Here is an 18,356-nt window from a genome sequence, read left to right on the forward strand (position 1 = left end):
ATGAAACCGGTGAAAAAGTAACCAAAACCCGCGATTTACGTGGGTTTAAAAGTTGGCACGCTATGTGCTTTATATAAATCGACCCTTCTAAGCCGAGGGTCACCTAGCCAACTGACGTTGTTAGTGAACCTTCTTGTTCACACATATATATGGCCAATCGCGCTTATTGCGATTGGCTTTTTTTATGCCTGTCATCCACCGCATTTCTCATAACAACTCGGCTTCCTCGGACACACCGCGCCGCGCGAGCAAATCAATCGCGCATCATTTTCAATCCCGCGTTCGATCCAGTTGATGTTCAAGATCTTGGCGATGGTCAGCAGATCTTTTTTGATATGACGTGGGATCACCGTACTGCCGCCTTGACTCACGCAAGAAGCTTTGAGTTCTTCAGCGATTGAACGCGCATCACCGCCTTGCGCCGCAATGGCTGGGTTCAGGTCGATGCCCGCGCACAGCACGCGGTTGTTGCCCGCAGGATCAATCATGTTGACCGATTCACAGCAGTAAATTCGCGGCTCATCACCAACATTCAAAATGGAGATCTGCGCGGAGCTGACATCTTGCGGTTCAGAAAGACGGCGGAACACTGCCCAGTGCTGGCAGGGGTCGTTGACTTTACGCATGTTACCCCAAGGCAGAGGAATGCCATTACCGCGATACACGGCTTTGAGTTTGCCTTCGCCGTAGGCGTCGAAATAGTGCCAATGCGGATACGGCGAGACCACCGTCATGCGGCGCATCGCCACCGACGGTGAAACGCCGGCCTTTTTGTGAACGTCAATTTCATAGCCATTGCGGTCAAGCAATTGACGAAATGGCACTTTAGGGCACAGCAAAGCGCCAGCAAAGAAACTCGATTCGAAGTCGCGCCATGCTTGCAAAATATCTTGCGAGTTGAGTTCTGAGGTCGGTTGTACGTCTTGCTCTTCCCACCCTTGCGTATGGCCGACAGAAAGGACGCTCTTGAGGCCATCTTTGCTGTGCAGTACGTTGTGGCCGATGTATACCGCCAAATCGTATTTGAGGCGCGTGGGGTAGTGACGCAAAATCTCATTGAGATAGATGGTGCCCGGTGGTTCAAAGAACGATGTCACCAACTGTTTCGCGCTCACGCCCAATTCATCCACCACATCGTGCGGCGTGCGTTGTACCCAGCGAATGGTCAGGCCAAGGCTTTTCGCAATATCAAACAGATCTTCCACCGCTAAATTCAGTCGCTTTAAACCGACGTCTTCTGCCGCCCGTTCCAGATCTGGAAAGTGGTTTTGCAAGCTTTCTTGGTGCGCGCGAATCAGCAAGTGAGCGAACTGGCGCCCGGTGATGCCGGTTTGAGACAGCATTTCGGGAATCGCAATTTGCAGAATGTCGTTGGAGAACAGAAAGCTCGGTTCCAACGCCATACCGCTGATGCCACCGCGGTTGCCTTTGTCGGGGGTGATGTCGGCTTGCTCGGGTTCATCGTCCAGAAACCATGCGGGATCTTTTTGGAACACTTCGGCGATCACTTCCAACATTTCGACGCTGGGCACGCGTTTTCCGCGTTCGATCATCGACAGGTACGAAACCGAAGGGGCGTACTCCGGATTGATGCGAATGCAACGCGCCGACAGGTCTTCCATCGTTAAGTGGTTGCGTTTCCTTAAGTTTCTCACTTTTGTTCCCAAAAAATGAGATTGTCTAACTAAGCTTTTTGACACGGCCATTTTGTAAAATTCACATTGTAAAATTTTTGTTGTGAAATTGTAGTTAAAAATCCGCTAGTCTACAAATTAAGCAAGTCACAAACTTGACCGAAAATTAAACGCAAGTTTGGAATATTTGCTCTAGGACGAAATCTAATGTTATCCATGAGGGAAAGACGATGAATATGCTGACTTTCGATAAAACAGAAATCCAAAAACAACAGAAACCCTTTATCGCTGAAGCAGTCTTCGCCGTCGAGACAATCAGCGCAAACCAGCAACGTGAAAAACAGCTGAAAGCGAAGCAATTGCTTGACCGTTTGTTCCCGTTGGAAACAGGGTCACACCAGGACGTTACCAGCTACGTGATTGATTACCACCATGTTTTGGCGTATTTCAAAGACGGTCGCCACAGTGGCTTGAAGCATCCGAAACACTTCATTGCGTTTACCGGTGGCAAAGATAACCCATGTTCGATTCTGTTCCGTGACGGCAGCGGCTGCCACGTGGAAGTGATGCTGGGGTGTCAGAAAGGCACGGGGTGTGTTGAGTTGGTGGAGATTGACGACATTCAATTGGAAACCTGCACCACGTTCACACAAATGAGCGAGGACACCACGCCTACCGCCGCGATGCGTCACTGGATCAGTCTGATCAAAGGGGATGAACGCGGTAAACCGCAGGCTTGCAGTGAAGACAAAGAATACACCGCGAAAAGCGGCGAAGATTACTACTTAAACTACTGTTTCAACCTGTAATTCATTCTTCCTGATGAAATGCTCTCCATAAAAAAATCCTCCCAACTGGGAGGATTTTCTATATCTATCTATCTATCTATCTATTTCTACTGCTTCTGATGTCGCACCGGTGGCGCTGACTGTGAGCAGCTACAGTGGCATCACACGGTTACGGCCAAGATTTTTTGCTTCGTAGAGCATCTTGTCGGCGCGATCGATGAGCATATCCAACGTGTCATTGGGTTCGCTTTCTGCTACGCCAAACGACGCCGTAATGTTCCCGACTTGCATCCCAGTGCGGCGATCGCGCACGCTCAACTTTTCAATGGAACGACGCAGGGCATCCGCAAACTGACGCGCGCTGCGCAGTGAACGATTTGGCACCAGCAAGGCAAACTCTTCGCCGCCAAAACGATACGCCGTAATGCCTTCACGGCAGCTCGATTGAATGCGTTTGGCCAGTGCGCGAATGACGGTATCGCCAAACAGGTGGCCAAAATCGTCGTTGTAGGTTTTGAAGTGGTCAATATCAAGCAGCACAATGCTGATGGATTGCTGCGCATGCAGCATGGCGCTCAAGTCGTCGTCAAATGAGCGACGGTTGTACAATCCGGATAAGCCATCAAACAGGGCATCTTTTTGCACTTCGGCCAATTGGGTTTTCAGGCGCGTGATCTCTTCGCTGGCGTTTTTTAACTGACTGTTGAGAAAGCGTGTCGAGTGGCGAATATCGCGTGATTCACTCACCAGTTGGCGGATCAGCGTCATCACTTCTTCAATCGACAAGTTCTCGTTTTCAACCCGTTCCAGATCGCGAAAGCTTTTATCAATAATGGCTTCAAACGCCGTGGTGTCGGTCATGGTGTCCGACATGGAACTGGCGACTTCGCTCACCAGCAGCTCAATATTGGCGCGCAGATCGCCCACGCTGGTTTCGGCTTTGCTGGCAATAAATTGTTTGTAAAGGTAGTCGCCAGATGCTGGCGGGCACAGCCCGAAGTTGTCTAATACAACATCCATTTCCTGGTTGAGGCGAGGAATGGTGTTATCGACATAGGTGTACCAAAGGGCGTAGTTAGCCGGTGTTGCCGCGACATGATGTTTCATCATCAGCGGAACAGCCTTTTTTAGATTCGATGTGGATTTCTTAAAGTCGTCGTCAGTCATTATGGGGCGTAATGTTAGGCACCTAAACTCAATACGCTAAGATTAGCGGATCTCGCCTCTAAACGCCGCAAAAAAACCGAGGGAAAGTGAGGGGAATTCGAACGATTGTAGGTTTATCGTTGCTCTCTGTGACCAATCGCACGCATTCTTGTGTGCTGCAAAGGGGGCGGGCAAGCGCTTTATGACACTTGCCCATCCTCATTATGATGGCGATGCCAGCGTGACTTTGCGACGTTGGCGGAGCAGTGAAACCACTTGTGGCAGCAGGGACATCACGATCATACCCGCCATCAGTGCGTATTGGTCGGCGCGGAACACTTCATTGAGCAGCACGCTACCACACACAATGCCCGCCACCGGGTTGGCAACGCCTGCGAAGGTAAAATCGACCACCGACATGCGTTGCAATAACCACACGTACAGGCCGTAACCCAGCGCCGTGTTGAGCAACACAATCCACGCAATGCCAAATCCATTGCGCAGGCTGAAGTGCGTGAGAGCATTGAGGTAGGCTTGGGGGGCGAAATACGCGTGGACCAAGGTTGCGATCGCCAGTGCCACACCGCCGATGATCAATTGCCAGCTCAACACGCTCCACCAATGGGTTTTACCGCCCAGTGATTTGGTTAATGTAGAGCCGAAAATAATGCACAAAATAGCGGCAAATAAGGCCATCAAACCAATCGGATTGAGGTTTAAGGATTTCGGGTCAAACAGAAACCATGCCAGCGCAATTAAGGCTGCGCCACTGAGCAGTTGCATCGATGACGGGCGTTGACGACTGACCAGCCAGTGGTAAAACATCGCAAACACGGGAACCGACACCATTCCCACCCCAGAAATGGCCGAAGGCAAGGTCAACGCCATCACGAAAATGAGACTGAAAAAGGCAGCGATATTGACCAAACCAATGGTGAGCAGTGGACGCCAGCTTGATTTTTCTGGCAGGCGAGGGCGCAGCGCCAGCAGCAATAATCCGGCAGGCAGCGCGCGAAGGGTGCCGAGTAGCAGCGGCGGCCAGTCGGCGAGTGTGTATTTGGTGACCGCGTAAGTGGTCCCCCAAAAGAAGGCAGGAATCATAGCAAGTAAAATGTTCATGTAAAGTATCTTTATGTTGAGATATCTAATTGCAAAGCTAAAGCAATAAATGCTTTTTGTAAAGTATCTTTATGTTAAAGTATTTTTTCAGCGAATTAATGGAGATTCAACACTGATGGATGCGATTGACCGCGTGTTAGCGCAGTGGCAAACCGAACGACCGCAACTCAATACGTTACCGATGGGTATTATGGGACGCATGATGCGCCTTTCCAAGCATTTAGAAGTCGCCGTGGCGGAGGTGCATAAACGTTACGGGCTCAAAATGGGTGAGTTTGATGTGTTGGCAACCTTGCTGCGCTCAGGAGAGCCGTATCGATTGACGCCGTCGGAGCTGCTTGGCTCCATGATGCTGACATCGGGGGCGATGACCAACCGTTTGGACAAACTGGAACAAAAAGGTCTAGTGCATCGCTTGCACAGCATCGCCGACCGGCGCAGCATCGAAGTGCAGCTTAGCGATGACGGGTTGGATTTGGTCAATGAACTGGTGATCGAGCACGTCAAAATTCAAGAGGCATTGGTTGAAGGTTTATCCGGCGCTGAGCAGGAGCAACTGACTCAATTGCTGAAACTGTGGCTGTCTAATTTCGAATAACTCACCCCGTAAATGCCGTGTGGCATAAGGACGCGATCATGATGACCGTAACGCAACTGACTGATTATTTGGATACGCTGCTTCAATCCGAGGCTTGTTATCCGTTCGGGCCAGAGTTTTTGGTGTATAAAATTCGCGGCAAGATGTTTGCGTACATTGCGCAAGATCGCGCGCCGACGTTTGTGACGTTGAAATGCACGCCGCAGGATGGAGAGGTGTTGACCAGCCAGTTTTCATCCATTCGACCGGGTTATCACATGAACAAACGCCATTGGATTTCCGTCGATCTAGATGGTGATGTGGAAGCGGGCATGATTGAAGATTTGTGCCAGCGGTCGTATCAGTTAGTGGTGAGCCAATTGAAAAAGTCCGACCGGGAAGCCTTGCAAAGCCTGACCTTGCAAGGCGCCGTTCGTTAAGCGGTGTGTTGTGATGTGTTTTGAGCTTCGAGCTTTTTCGCACCGCGCAGCATCGCTTCGATGAGTTCGGTGGCGTTGAATTTCTCTAGTGCCTCATGTGCGCCCACTTGATGCGCGCGATCGACACAGATTTCGCTCGACAGTGAGGTGTGCAAAATACAGTACGCGTGGCTGAGTTTCGGATCGTTTTGCACTTCAAAGGCCAGTTCGTATCCATCCAAGCCTGGCATTTCAATATCACTCACCAAAATATCAATCGCTTGATTCTCATTGGCGCGCTGCTTCATTAGTTCGGCGGCTTCTAAGCCGTTTTTACAGATTTGATACGGAATGTTGATCCGATCGAGCGCATCCGCGAGCTGCTTCCGCGCAATGGATGAGTCGTCGACCAGCAGAATATTCAGCGCTTTCAAACGTTCGCGTTCGATGTCGGTCAGCATCGGCACTTTGGTGGATTCGTATTGCGGATAGATTTTCGACAGCAGCAACTCCACATCCAGCAACTGAACAATCTGCTCTTGATAGCGGGTGATGCCTGTGACAAACACGTTGTGGCCCGTTGTTGGCGGGGCCGATTCAATCGCTCGCCAATCACACTCAATGATTTTCTCAATCCCGCGTACCATAAAGGCCACGACGGTTCGCAGGCAGTCGGTGACAATCAGGTAGCACTGTTTGTATTCCTGCGGGGCAATCGGACGAAAACCAATTGCGGCGGCCATATCAATCACCGGCACCGTCATATCACGGATCGTCACGGTACCCACCACATGGTGGTGTGAATACGGAATTTGAGTCATTGGGAGGTAAGGAACAATTTCTCGAACTTTGAGAGTACCAATCGCAAACAACTGCTTTTGCATGTTCAGCGTGAACATCAACATGCCTTGTGACTGATTTGCCTTACTGATGGTTTTAGCCATAACGAAATTCTTAATCTAAACGCCTAGGTCACTATACTAACTGAAAATATCGTATCAGCAACGGTATCAACCGAATTTTGCCGATGAGTGAGGCTTTACGTCATCAGCATCGCCCCTTTGTTTCAAATCGTTTTGCGCTCGCTAGCAGAAAAAGATACGCCGATACAAAAAAGTAACGCACAATGCCCAGTGCAACCGAGGCTCAGTTCCGCTAGACTAGGCCACTTTTTTAACCGAACGACGTTGTTTGAGGGTCGAAAATGGCAAGAACCGCAGCCGCACTTCATATTCTGGTGAAGCATAAAGAACAAGCTGATGACATCATGCAGCAGCTCAAAAAAGGCGCCAAGTTTCAAACGCTAGCCAAGAAATATTCACTGTGCCCATCGGGTAAAAAAGGTGGTGATTTGGGTGAATTCCGCCAAGGACAAATGGTGCCACAATTCGATAAAGCCTGCTTTAAAGGGGAAATCCTCACGCCTCAACTCGTGAAAACGAAATTCGGTTGGCACGTGATTAAGGTGCTGTATCGTACGTGAGGGCAGGTGGCAGCTTTGATCACACTGCGTGACGATTGGCAGAGTCAATCATTTGTACTGAATTTTAAATGGGCTCCTATGTGGGCCCATTTTTGTGGCGGGTGGATGGCTCGATGTTCTCAGGTTGTATTCTTACCGCACGCCCATGCATCCAACAGCACCACATGGAATGGGTCAACCCAGCGCGTTAGGGAAGGTCGAGATACCAGTTCGTCGCATACACGACAACAATCACCAGCAGTGTAAGCAGGGTTGGAATGGCAAGCATGCTCGCCCACTTTCTCATTGCGCTGGGTTCATCAAATACCACACCCGCGGCTTCTTTGACGCGTCTGTCTTCATCAAAATGCCATTTGATCGCTAAGTAGGCGCCAATGCCTAAGACAATCAGCTTAAAAGCTCCAGCAAAATACGGAAAGAAGTTCGCCCAACTGCCGTTCATTCTCTATCTCCATCCTATTTCATATTGATTTTGGCATCGCATCATCAATGATTCATGGTGAGTGCGCACCCAAAATCACATGTTCTAATTCGTGCAGTCTAATGGTCGTATGCGTGGCCGACAACCCTCTTGGCCATATTTGAGGCGATTGATGGCAGGTTGAATTCTAAAATATGTTGATGGGTTTGTGTTTCGTCGCTTTATCGTGAATCAGATTTTGTTTAAATATTATCCATTGTTTTCGAACCGAGACGATATATGAGCCGCATCTTCATTTGAATGATCAGATAAATTATTTGTGGAGATGGGGGTTATTCTAGTCACGATGCCACTCCACTACGTGTGGTAAATAGCGTTCATTTGACTATCAATTCCAATAATGATTGATGCAGAAGAATTATTCTATATAGTGATTTGGTTTGTTGATTTATTTGAATATATAGAGGCACATTTTGAAAGGAACGTTGGTTTCATATGTCCAAACTAAAAAATATGGTTTCGTCAAAGGAGAAGATGGCGAGAGCTATTTCTTACATGTATCGAGTCTTGTTGATAAATCCGACGAATCAAAGTTAATTAAAGGCGTCACGGTTGAGTTCGATCCGATTCCTACTCCCAAAGGACTTTCAACAAAAAAAGTATCCATTCCTGAGGTAATATTTGAGCTCAAACTGGTGGACTTTTTTATTACGAAATCAAGTAAGCCTAAGTATGGGGATGTTGTGCATCAAGCGACGATCGCCACACGATTCTTTAAAGATTTAGACGAAGCCAAAGCCCACCTCAAGGATTTAGCGGGGAGCGTTGGTGCAAACGCTGTCTTGAATCTAAAACATGAGAAAGACACATTTAACGATGGCAATTATAAGTACACCGTTCACGCTTTTACCGCTGATTTAGCATTAGTGACCGAAAAGATTCCGTGTACTTTTGAAGGTGAGGCTCGGGACGCATTGGCGCGGATTAAAAGCCGAAAAACTTTATTTAACCACAAGTTTGAGGAAATCGTCCGAATCGAAAGTGAAGCGCGTGCACGCCAACTTAATAAAGGATGCGCGTTATTTATGATATCCATTATTGCGATACCAGCATGCTTGATTTCGGTTTATCAGTGGATAGGAGAGCGCTTCATTTAAGGTACGAGACCCCGTCGTGATTACGAAGCGTGAAGCCGTGGTTGTTCGTTTACCATGAACGAGCGTTCTATTCACAAAAAGTGTTTATAGAAAGTGTTCCATCCCCACAATCAATTCACTGGCTGCGGGGATGATATCAACGTTCATTTGAACCGATGTTTATTCTTTCGAGCGTTGTTGGAAGGCTTTCTACGGGCGTTCAAATTGATATTCACGACCATGCCATATCACGAATGGTGGTTTGTCATAAGTCGCCGGAACAAACTTAACAAGCCACTCAGGGTAGTGTTTCATCAGCGGCTTCTCGAAAGTATCTTGAATGGCCATTTGGTTGTTCTTCACGGTGATCATATCGAATGTCCCTAATTGACCCCAAGTCGCGACCGTATAGGTGCGTACAATCGGCGCATTGCGAGATTTAGGGCTCCAAACCCACGATTTGTATCCACCGAGTCCCTCTGGTGCGTATGCGATGACCGGTTCTTCAATTCTGATTTGGTAACGACATTGCGTGTCTAGCTTTTTGCAGAGCGGGTGTGAGAACTCATGGCCTGTGCCGTATTCAAATTCAGAATCCGTCTCTTTTAGCGCCATCTCATTGTTTTTCATCACATGAACAAAGTAATTAAACACATAGGCGCGCGCATCTTCTTGATTTTGAGCGAACTCATAGGGCAGATAGATGGCAAAGTTTTCGTAGTCTGTGATGGTTTTTTTCTCTGCAGTCCCAGCCCCCATGATAAAGCTGCTTTCGACTGAATCTGAAGCAAGGTCATGAGCCGTTGTCAGTGGCAGGCCAAGAGATTTGGCCAGCGTGAACGACACCAGATAACCCGACAGCGACGAACTCAATCCGGCTTCCATCATGGATTCTTTTCGCGCTTTCAGTAGTTTTTCGGCTTCGCCTTTGGGCAAATCCACCGCGCGACTTAATCCCATGGCGTGTGATAAATGGAATGCATAAGAGTGGGTGGGATCCAAAGAATAAGGTTCTTGGGGTAATTCAACCGGCTTTACTGCACAACCGAACAGAGTAAAACTCACGGCCGCTATAAAAGGAATTCCTAATTTATTCATGATGTTATAGTAAATAGACAAAAGCATGACCTTACTTGATTCATTTGCTGAGTCAATGGGTGGTGTTGTTTTATTTCGTTGGGCGGTTATTCATTCTCCCTTCCCGGCGCATTGGTTCAATGTATTGATTGAGCAGATGGGGTTGAACATGCTCACTGAGTTTTATCTACTTCGAGTCGATGGGGAGCTGTGTTGAGTTAGTTGTGCCCATTCTTGCCAGTAACCTTCTACCTCACAAATCACAGTGAGGTGGTTTGACCGATTTCTTCTAATCAGCATCGAGTCTATGAAAATGGGGGCTTACCAACTTAGCCAACGAGTTCGAATAGGCCGTCTTATTTCTATTTTTTAACCTACCGAAGAAACGTGTTCTCTGTTAGAGTCACCGTCAACTACGCTATTGAATAAAGACACTCACAGAACGCATGTCATTGATGGATTTTTATTCACCCTTAGAACTCATTTTAGGAATCCCTAGTGACTAACAACGAAATTTTACGTCGTATCCAACACGCGTTAAACCTGAAAAACGCGCAGATCATGAAAGCTTTCGGGCAGGCCGAAGTCACTGTGGCTCACGATAAAGTGGCAAACTGGTTAAAAGATGAAAGCGACAAATCTTCCGTGAAGATGAAGGATCAAGAGTTAGCGGTATTCTTAAATGGCTTTATTAACCTCAAGCGAGGAAAAAAAGACGGCGAGCAACCTAAGCCAGAAGTCTCGTTGACCAACAACATGATTCTTATGAAGCTGCGCATTGCGCTAGACATGAAAGCAGAAGATGTGTTGGACGTATTAGAAGTGGTTGGTATTAGTTTAAGTAAATACGAAATTGGTGCGTATTTTCGCAAGCCAAACAACAAAAACTACAAACAGTGTGAAGACCAACTGCTGTGCGACTTCTTAAACGGTGTGCAGTTTACCAATCGTCCCGATTCTGAAGAGTTTACTGGATAATTTTTATCTCGAATCGAACGTGGTCATTGATTAAAAAAGCGAGAACCATTTTATTTGGCTACTCGCTTTTCTCATGCTAAAGACCGATATGAGAGCTTCACAATCACGTCTACTCTTGTTTTTCTTCAGTCGATACCTATCAAACCACGCTGAAATCTGGTCGGCTTTTAGAATTAAGATACACACCGCCCGCTATGAGCCTACCAAGATAAACCCAAGCTAAAACCTGAAGCCAGTTAGGAGCCACTATTCTGGTCAAGATGTTCCAGACATCTTGTCGTGATGAACTAAAACTGTCCACGTATATAGCATTTTCCCATGCTTTTGGTCATGCGTGCAGAGTCACGACGGACGCCATTGGTAACACGAATTTGCCCCATTTCAAGTTAGCGATATCGTTAATGAACGCCTTGTTAGTATATGTTCACCCTACGAAAAGTAATGATTATCAAAAGGCAAGACCTGACCTTCGTTATCTTGTTAGTCCATAAATGGTGTTTATTCCATATACTTTGTACTTGCACTATAATGCACATCTACTGGATGTAAAATCACGCAAATGGGCTTAAAGAACAGAGTTGGTAGCGCAGACAGATTTCTATTCACGCTACCGTTTCATGTAAAGAAACTATCGAGTTGAATATATCTTGCTCGTTCCGTTCAGTTCACCATTGTCCAAATAAAATGCCCCACTAAATTCTATACGATCATAGCGGTGGTTTGAGCCTATGGAGCCACCGATAACACCTTTTTCACCTAGAAGTGTCCACACTATATCTAAGTTATTCTCATTCAACATTCTTAAAAATGGATCTTTCTTGATAAGTAAATATGTTTCAGAGTCAGTCAAAGCCTCAGCTGCGAAACAAACAATATTCCCATCTTTATCCTCGTAACTGCCCTCGGTTTCACTACTGCTCAACCCCATTTTCTCAAAGATTAATGAACTAGGCTTAAGAAAGCTCAAAGTGTCAGCTTTGGATTTATCGAATTCTTCTTCCCATAAGTAATTGATCGAAGTGACACTAACATCAGCTATCTTAGTTCCAGAATCATGATCTCTTACCTCTGTCCAATCTGAACCGCTATAGTAGTCTGATTTGAAAGACTGAAATGCTTCAGACCAATAGAACTCTCTATTAAATAATTCGTACCTATCGCTTCTTTCTGGCATCCATCTGCCCATATAATGCTGATTTTCTGCCCAAGCTTTAAAAGTGTCAAATTCTTCTAATTTGATTAAATACCCTCTGATCTGGCACCAAACTTCTTTTCGAGGATGTCCCCACTTTTCATTACCTATAATTTTGGGTTCTTTCCATGACGGGTAACTTTCTAATACCAACCACTCAGTGCCATTGTTATCTTTTACTTCAATTAAGCCATACGGATTATTTATCGTAGAAGGATTGCTAACCCACTCTTCATAAGTGCAATCCCAATCAAATACTTCTTTATTAGCCCACCACATTTCTTTATGGCTTAGCCTTTTTGTTCCTGTATTCTTGAGTAAAATAGTAGGGTCTATATCTCTTATATATGGATCCCAAGGCCCTTGATAAGGACTTTCTTTACGTCCTTTTCCATATCCTTTAAAACGAATAAAGTTATCAGAAAGCAGTGCCATGAATTCATAGTAGGATATCCATTGATATTTTTTTCCGATCCGCTCTTGAAATGAATCTCTACGTCCTCGACCTGTACCTATTTGCTTATCAAAGTTTCCATGCTTTTCTGGAGTCCATCCAAGCTCTATAACACGCTTGAAAATAAGGCGCTCGGCAATTCTCAGGTCAAAGTGCTTGTCAGTTTCGAGAATATTATTATTGTGATCTAAATACGGTTCTATATCTCTTTCAAACTCGGTCAATAAGTCTTCCGACAATGATTTCTTGAACGAAACCTTGCTAGCAAATATTTCTTCCTCACTCTTTCGACCTACTACGATCCCCAATTTAATAGTAATTTCCCCGAGCGACATTTCTTCATCGTTATCATTGTAAAGAAGAGGGTTTGTGGAGTCATACAGTTTTTTCTGTTCATCAGTTAATTTAGTTTGGAAATTTTCAAAAACCTGCTTACGTTCAGTTGGGGTTTCACCAAATTTACATCCCGACCAATCTGATTGGTTACTATTCGTTCCAATTATATACCTAGAAAAATCGCCACCACCCATTATCGAACACCAAAGAGACCAGTATTTACTCTTATCATAAAGCAATTTTAACTCTGCTTCAGTTGGTATATTTTCTGGCCATTTACTTTTGTATGGAGGCTTAGTTTTTGATAGGTTGATACCTTTTGGTAACAATCCAAGATATGATACGAATTCGATAATCTCCCTGCCGTAGTCTCGTAATAGAATATTGGGATATACATATTTAGTATGAAACACTTTATCAAAAACCGTTTCAGCCAAATTGGCTAGCTCTTCGTGATTCTTTGTTCGTAATGTACAGCCTAGTGCTACTGCAAATACTCTTTCCCAAACATACGGGTCGTCTATCCCCTCGAATTTGTTTATTATCCTAATAAGTATAGGAACTCTATCTTCTAATAAATTGACTAAAGCTTTAGTAGAACAATCTCTCAGTTCCCTATTACTTGAAGTCAAGAACCAGCATAGAGTAGTTGCGACTAGTTCTATTGAATCGTCAGATATATAGCTTTTATCAGTGTCACTCCAAGCCCAGTCAATAAGTTGCCTGAATGTAGAATCTTCATCATGCTTGTACTTCAACTCTGTCGTCCAGAAAGCATCCCGATCAGGTAAAGGATGCTTTGATAGCCATTCATGTAAAAAAGTAGCATTCATGGGATGCCCCTCAACACCAGAAATAGAAATCAGCTTTTCCAAAAAATGGTCAAAAGTATTTCGATAACGGAGAACTTTCTCGTTTATAAAATCTCTTAGTTTTTCGAAGTCTATTGCGGTGACATCTCTCCAAACCAAGCTGTCAATAAAAGCATCCACTAAATTATGATTTTCGCTGAACTCGGGAAGTAGTTCGTAAAGCTCTTTTCCATACTTTTCTGGTAATTGAATAGAAAGAGCTTCAACAATTCCTTGGTTGCGATAAAAGTCATATTCATCGTTGAAGTAACTTTTAAGACGGCCTCCATTTTTAAACTCATTTTCAATTTGTTCAACACCATCTAGTAAGAACTTAACTGTTAAATGATCGTCAAATCTTTCAAAAGATATATAAACAACTTCTTCAATTGAGTTGTCTTCATTGCGAACAATGCCTTTAGTCAGCAATCCTTCATCTATCAATGCACTAAGAAAAGTTTTATCGCTGACATAGTCTTGAACGACAGATTGGACAACTGAGTGAGCATCTTTAAGAGAAATATTATTGCCATCATTAGCGAGTTTAACCTTGATTAGCTCATTAAGAGCATCATTAACTAATGGAAAGCTAGGGTCGTATTTGTATTTTTTTGGAGAAGCTAATGATGTGTTTACGCCTTCAACAAAAAAACTTAAGATTTTAGAGATTCCATTAAACCCTACAGGAACTTTAGTTAGACCACTTTTTTTAAGCCCTTCACACAACAACTTAAGAAATAGAGGATTTTTAAACTCTGGATTTAAATTAGGCGATGACGGTCTTTCTATATTGTAATAGTCATAAAATAAGTTAACGGCTACCATCTCCACATTATTAAAACCCACATGTTTATGAGTCTCAAAATTATTACGAGATACTTGCTCATCTGATATTGTAATACCTTTATACGTTGTTCTGACTGACATTATTAAGCCAAGCCACTCAAAAGCTTTTATTTCATCAACAAAACTATTAATATTGTCTGACCAAAACTTGTTACCATTTCCCTCATTGATGGCATCAATACATATCAGAAACCTTTTGCCCCTTTTTTGCCCATATAAGTTTAGCTTTTCAAGAAACTCTGTTGATGTGGTATTTAGTTGTAGCCTTTTAAGAATCTGTATCCAAGGGGATTCATCAGTGGTAAGTTGCTGCCCCAATAAAAATAGGGATGGATATCCTGCTGCAATTCTTGATTCAATGACATCTGCCAATAAGTGAGACTTACCAATTCCTGCTTCACCTTCAAGAAGCAGAAAAGGATTGTTAGATAATTTCACTGTTATAGACTTGAGGAATGCACATAAAGTTTCGCACTCATAATCAAACTCCCTTAACTCTCTCAAAGTAAGAGCGTTCCTATCACTAAAGCTTGCTTCCTTACCATCATTTTTTGACTCTTCCTTGAGTTTCCATAGCACCGACTCAGACTTAGAAATAGCATTTTGACAATCAGAAATATATTCACAAAATTTGCTAACTTGAATCTGGCCCAAGGTAGATAAATCAATTTCTAAGTATAATTTTTTAATATCAGTTAAAGACTTAGTGATCAAAGTTAGTTCTTCATAAATTTCATCACAATTTCGAAGTTTGTTTCCTTTGATTAGAAAATCATCGATATGCTTGTAAAACATATCAGAAAATATTTTAGTCCTTCCAAGCCCTTCAAATACCTTTGAAATTTCAAGATTTACATTTAATTCAGGTGTGTAACGCCCCCCCAAATCAGCTATAGCTTCTCTATTTTTCCTATTTAACCAATCATCACTCAAGTGAAAGGTTATTTTCATATCTATTGATTGCAACAACAGCTTGATCTGAATAATTTCATCACTAATATCGAATATCTTTTCTTTATAAGATTCGTCGATGTGGAGCTTTTTTAACGTTTTGCAGCTATTTATTTTTAGCGACAAAATTCCATAAAATGTTTCAAGTTGATCTTGAGTTGGAGGGACGATATTGGGGTATTCATTAAACTTTTGCAATAACTCTTCTTTATTTGGTAATTCTTTAAATAAAATGTATTCATTCAATGTTTCAAACAATGGTTGAGATTGATAAAATGGAACCTTGTTAGTTTCTACGGGGTATCTTTTTTCAAACTCAATTGCTGTCTCTTCTATTAGTTGATATAGCTGATCAACATATGTTTTTGTCGGAAATAATGTCTTCTTAAACCAGCCATAACCTTCTTCAGAGATAAACTGGTCAACGAGCTTTGTCGCTACATAGGTTGCCACGCTCATTAATACGGGTTCCATGCCTAATCTATCCTCAATCTTTAATTAAAAACTGATGTCCTTAAAAAACACCACGTTTCACTATAAAACGTGCTAATAGAGCCTCTCAGATATCCTTAACATAGGAGCAGGGGGAACCCAGATGTTGCGCTTCACTTTTTTACGGTATCAAACCTGAAAAAGTCAATAACGACCAAGTTATCGCTGACATCATGACTAAGAAACCCTATTCATCAACACATTGATTTTTATCTATTATACAGTACATGTATGAGAAAGTGCAGGTCATATTTTGAGCGATATCGGTATGACATGATAAAATACTACTGGGAAACACAATGGCATAGATGAACTTCAAGGATAAATCGCGATTTGTATGTTTAGCAAAAGTTGCTGCATAAAATAAACCTGACACCAAAGTTCGAGGTTGAGCGTTTCTGTTCGTTTTCTAATACGTATAGCACCAGATCAAACGGTACCGTTCTGTATGTTAGGCTACTAAATGTTATTCGAAGGATAAAGATCGCTTCTAGCTTGTAACAAAGTTCTGTCCAATTCCGAGTTAAAGCAACTCATCGAAACCTCCTCCATAAAGGTCTTCCCCGAAGGGTATCTGGTCAAATCCTAAAACACGATCTTGCACCAACCGTGGAATCTTGGAGAGTGGTGCTCATTCGCTAAAGTAAATGTAGATAAATTGTTTAAAAGTGCGCCGCACGGTTGCTTTTTTGTATCTTTGATATTTCAAATAAAAATCTATTCATGAAATTCGGGTATCAAATCACTCAATTTAGTCACGGACGGGTCGTTTACAGAGTATGTTGTGAAGCCGTCATCATATTTGAACATCTAACATAAAATAAACGACATATTTTAAATGCTATATATTCATTTTCAGAGAATGAATACGCTTGTTGAAGAAATAGAATGCGATTTATTCTAAATGATGTGGATATTTAATCTTGCGCTGACTAATTATCCACCGCGTGTCGGGTTGCTAGCGAAATTTAATTTTGAATTCCATCACACTCATGAATATAGCCTTGAATTACCATCAGCGCTCTTAGAAAGATAAGCCCTAAATCATCACGATTAAAATCCCCTACAAACCGATAAGGATACCTATCATCATGAGCGGTAAGATCATCAAGCTATCTCGAAATACAGGCCAAGCGCCAATCAATGCATTCTCTACACAAAGCGTTGCTTTCTCTCATTACAACAATATTTCGGCGCAACTGCCGATTGATCCTCAAAGTGGTGAGTTGGTGATCGGGGACATCAAAGCGCAAGCGAAGCAATGTTTTGAAAACATCAAATCTATCGTAGAGAGCATTGAACACGTGATGGATGGCGTGGTGAAAGTGAATGTATTCCTGAAAAATATTGACGATGCAGACGCCGTCAACGACGTGATGGCGACGTTCTTTACAACATACTTCCCAACGAAAACCGTGTCTGCCGTGGCCGAACTCCCTCATCGTGATGCGCTGATTCAAGTGGACGCTTTGATCTCAAACGGTGAAGGGACTCAGCCCCAAGCCCCTTGCGCTTTGATTAAGCTGGCGAGAAACAGTGACCGCGTGGCTCAGAGCGCGACATCAACTCATTCAGTGGCTTTTTCACACTACAACAACCTTTCCGCGCAACTGCCCATTGATCCGAATACCGGCGTGTTGGTGGAAGGGGGAATCAAGGCGCAAGCGGCTCAGTGTTTACGTAACCTCAAGACCGTCTTAGAAAGTATTGATGTGCCGTTTGATGACATTGTCAAAGTGGGCATTCAGGTGAGCGATCTTGCCGACATCGAGCAAGTGAATGAAGTGTATATGACGTTCTTCCCTGATTCGGCCATTGCGCGCAGCGTGGCTTATGTTCCAGCACGTACCGTGACCCAAGCGGCAGGTCTGCCCATGAATGCATTGGTTCAAATGGATGCGGTTATCTCTCATGGCGACGGCACGCCCCCACAAGCAGTGGAAGACAGACACGGGCTTGTGATTTGGGCGAACAATACCGAGTTGGCACCGATGAGCGCGCTTTCAACGCAAACTGTTGCTTTTTCTCACTACAACCATATCTCGGCGCAGCTTCCTGTGGATGCACAGACAGGGAAACTGGTCGCAGGCAATGTGGGCGAGCAAGCGAAGCAGTGTCTCACACACATTCAGTCCATCGTTGAAAGCATTGGTCATGACATGGATGACTTGGTGAAGGTCAATATTCAACTGACCAACATCGATGACTTGCATCTGGTTGATGAGGTATACACGACGTTTTTCAATGGCAAACTTCCAGCCAGAACCGTGATTGGCGTTGAAAAGATCCTATCAGGCGCATTGGTTCAAATCGATGCGGTTGTTTCAAATGCTGAAGGCACGCCGCCAACAGAATAATCGTATTGCTGCCTGATATGTTGAACCTCAGCATATCAGGTAAGTTTGGCCTTCCTCAAAATAGCCTTTCAATAAAAAATAGCTTTCAATAAACCCGTG

The 18,356-nt window shown here is 44.0% G+C and carries 14 protein-coding genes; 7 read left to right on the forward strand and 7 right to left on the reverse strand.

Translation table 11 applies throughout. The features are described 5' to 3' along the window. Positions 1 to 191: 191 nt before the first annotated feature. Positions 192 to 1,706, reverse strand: a complete 1,515-nt coding sequence (locus ACF8PK_RS12005; protein WP_143679606.1) for a DUF3612 domain-containing protein — start codon at positions 1,704 to 1,706, stop codon at positions 192 to 194. A 158-nt stretch (positions 1,707 to 1,864) separates the two neighbouring features. Here ACF8PK_RS12005 and ACF8PK_RS12010 point away from each other — a divergent pair, with 158 nt between their 5' ends. After that, on the forward strand, positions 1,865 to 2,443 hold the full coding sequence (locus ACF8PK_RS12010; protein ID WP_004727595.1) for a malate synthase: 579 nt from the start codon (positions 1,865 to 1,867) through the stop codon (positions 2,441 to 2,443). Between the two features lie 129 nt (positions 2,444 to 2,572). Here the strand turns inward: ACF8PK_RS12010 and ACF8PK_RS12015 are convergent, their stop codons facing one another. Then, positions 2,573 to 3,589: a GGDEF domain-containing protein gene (locus ACF8PK_RS12015; protein ID WP_038151845.1), complete on the reverse strand. Its 1,017-nt coding sequence runs from the start codon at positions 3,587 to 3,589 to the stop codon at positions 2,573 to 2,575. 201 nt (positions 3,590 to 3,790) lie between these two features. Continuing rightward, on the reverse strand, positions 3,791 to 4,687 hold the full coding sequence (locus ACF8PK_RS12020; protein ID WP_238795454.1) for a DMT family transporter: 897 nt from the start codon (positions 4,685 to 4,687) through the stop codon (positions 3,791 to 3,793). A 115-nt stretch (positions 4,688 to 4,802) separates the two neighbouring features. Between ACF8PK_RS12020 and ACF8PK_RS12025 the strand changes: the two genes are divergently transcribed. Both ACF8PK_RS12025 and ACF8PK_RS12030 read left to right on the forward strand, forming a co-directional pair. After that, a complete protein-coding gene (locus ACF8PK_RS12025; RefSeq protein WP_014257709.1) occupies positions 4,803 to 5,285 on the forward strand; it encodes a MarR family winged helix-turn-helix transcriptional regulator in 483 nt (160 codons plus the stop codon). Between the two features lie 38 nt (positions 5,286 to 5,323). Beyond that, positions 5,324 to 5,704 carry an MmcQ/YjbR family DNA-binding protein gene (locus tag ACF8PK_RS12030; protein ID WP_014257708.1) on the forward strand — a complete coding sequence of 127 codons (381 nt, stop codon included), beginning with the start codon at positions 5,324 to 5,326 and terminating at the stop codon, positions 5,702 to 5,704. Here ACF8PK_RS12030 and ACF8PK_RS12035 read toward each other — a convergent pair. After that, positions 5,701 to 6,627, reverse strand: coding sequence for a chemotaxis protein (locus ACF8PK_RS12035; RefSeq protein WP_392441518.1), 927 nt, complete (start codon positions 6,625 to 6,627; stop codon positions 5,701 to 5,703). The two genes, ACF8PK_RS12030 and ACF8PK_RS12035, sit on opposite strands and share 4 nt — an antisense overlap. 260 nt (positions 6,628 to 6,887) lie before the next feature. On the opposite strand from ACF8PK_RS12035, the gene ppiC reads away from it, so the two are divergent. After that, a complete protein-coding gene (gene ppiC, locus ACF8PK_RS12040) occupies positions 6,888 to 7,166 on the forward strand; it encodes a peptidylprolyl isomerase PpiC (RefSeq protein ID WP_004727601.1) in 279 nt (92 codons plus the stop codon). 187 nt (positions 7,167 to 7,353) lie between these two features. On the opposite strand, the gene ACF8PK_RS12045 is transcribed toward ppiC, so the two are convergent. Then, on the reverse strand, positions 7,354 to 7,608 hold the full coding sequence (locus tag ACF8PK_RS12045) for a hypothetical protein (protein ID WP_004727602.1): 255 nt from the start codon (positions 7,606 to 7,608) through the stop codon (positions 7,354 to 7,356). A gap of 452 nt (positions 7,609 to 8,060) precedes the next feature. Between ACF8PK_RS12045 and ACF8PK_RS12050 the strand changes: the two genes are divergently transcribed. After that, the gene (locus ACF8PK_RS12050) at positions 8,061 to 8,744 is read left to right on the forward strand and encodes a cold-shock protein (RefSeq protein WP_283513544.1); all 684 of its coding nucleotides are present in this window, start codon (positions 8,061 to 8,063) and stop codon (positions 8,742 to 8,744) included. 189 nt (positions 8,745 to 8,933) lie between these two features. On the opposite strand, the gene ACF8PK_RS12055 is transcribed toward ACF8PK_RS12050, so the two are convergent. After that, positions 8,934 to 9,725: a hypothetical protein gene (locus tag ACF8PK_RS12055; RefSeq protein ID WP_392441520.1), complete on the reverse strand. Its 792-nt coding sequence runs from the start codon at positions 9,723 to 9,725 to the stop codon at positions 8,934 to 8,936. A 573-nt stretch (positions 9,726 to 10,298) separates the two neighbouring features. Between ACF8PK_RS12055 and ACF8PK_RS12060 the strand changes: the two genes are divergently transcribed. Beyond that, positions 10,299 to 10,778, forward strand: coding sequence for a DUF1456 family protein (locus tag ACF8PK_RS12060; RefSeq protein ID WP_158108910.1), 480 nt, complete (start codon positions 10,299 to 10,301; stop codon positions 10,776 to 10,778). 628 nt (positions 10,779 to 11,406) lie between these two features. Here ACF8PK_RS12060 and avs2 read toward each other — a convergent pair. Further along, positions 11,407 to 15,882 (reverse strand): AVAST type 2 anti-phage system protein Avs2, encoded by a 4,476-nt coding sequence (avs2, locus tag ACF8PK_RS12065; protein WP_392441523.1) that lies wholly within the window; start codon positions 15,880 to 15,882, stop codon positions 11,407 to 11,409. A 1,109-nt stretch (positions 15,883 to 16,991) separates the two neighbouring features. Between avs2 and ACF8PK_RS12070 the strand changes: the two genes are divergently transcribed. Then, positions 16,992 to 18,257, forward strand: a complete 1,266-nt coding sequence (locus ACF8PK_RS12070) for a RidA family protein (protein WP_392441525.1) — start codon at positions 16,992 to 16,994, stop codon at positions 18,255 to 18,257. The last annotated feature ends 99 nt before the right edge of the window (positions 18,258 to 18,356 follow it).

Source organism: Vibrio sp. CJQ_6 (assembly GCF_043106745.1).
Classification (GTDB): Bacteria; Pseudomonadota; Gammaproteobacteria; order Enterobacterales; family Vibrionaceae; genus Vibrio; species Vibrio furnissii.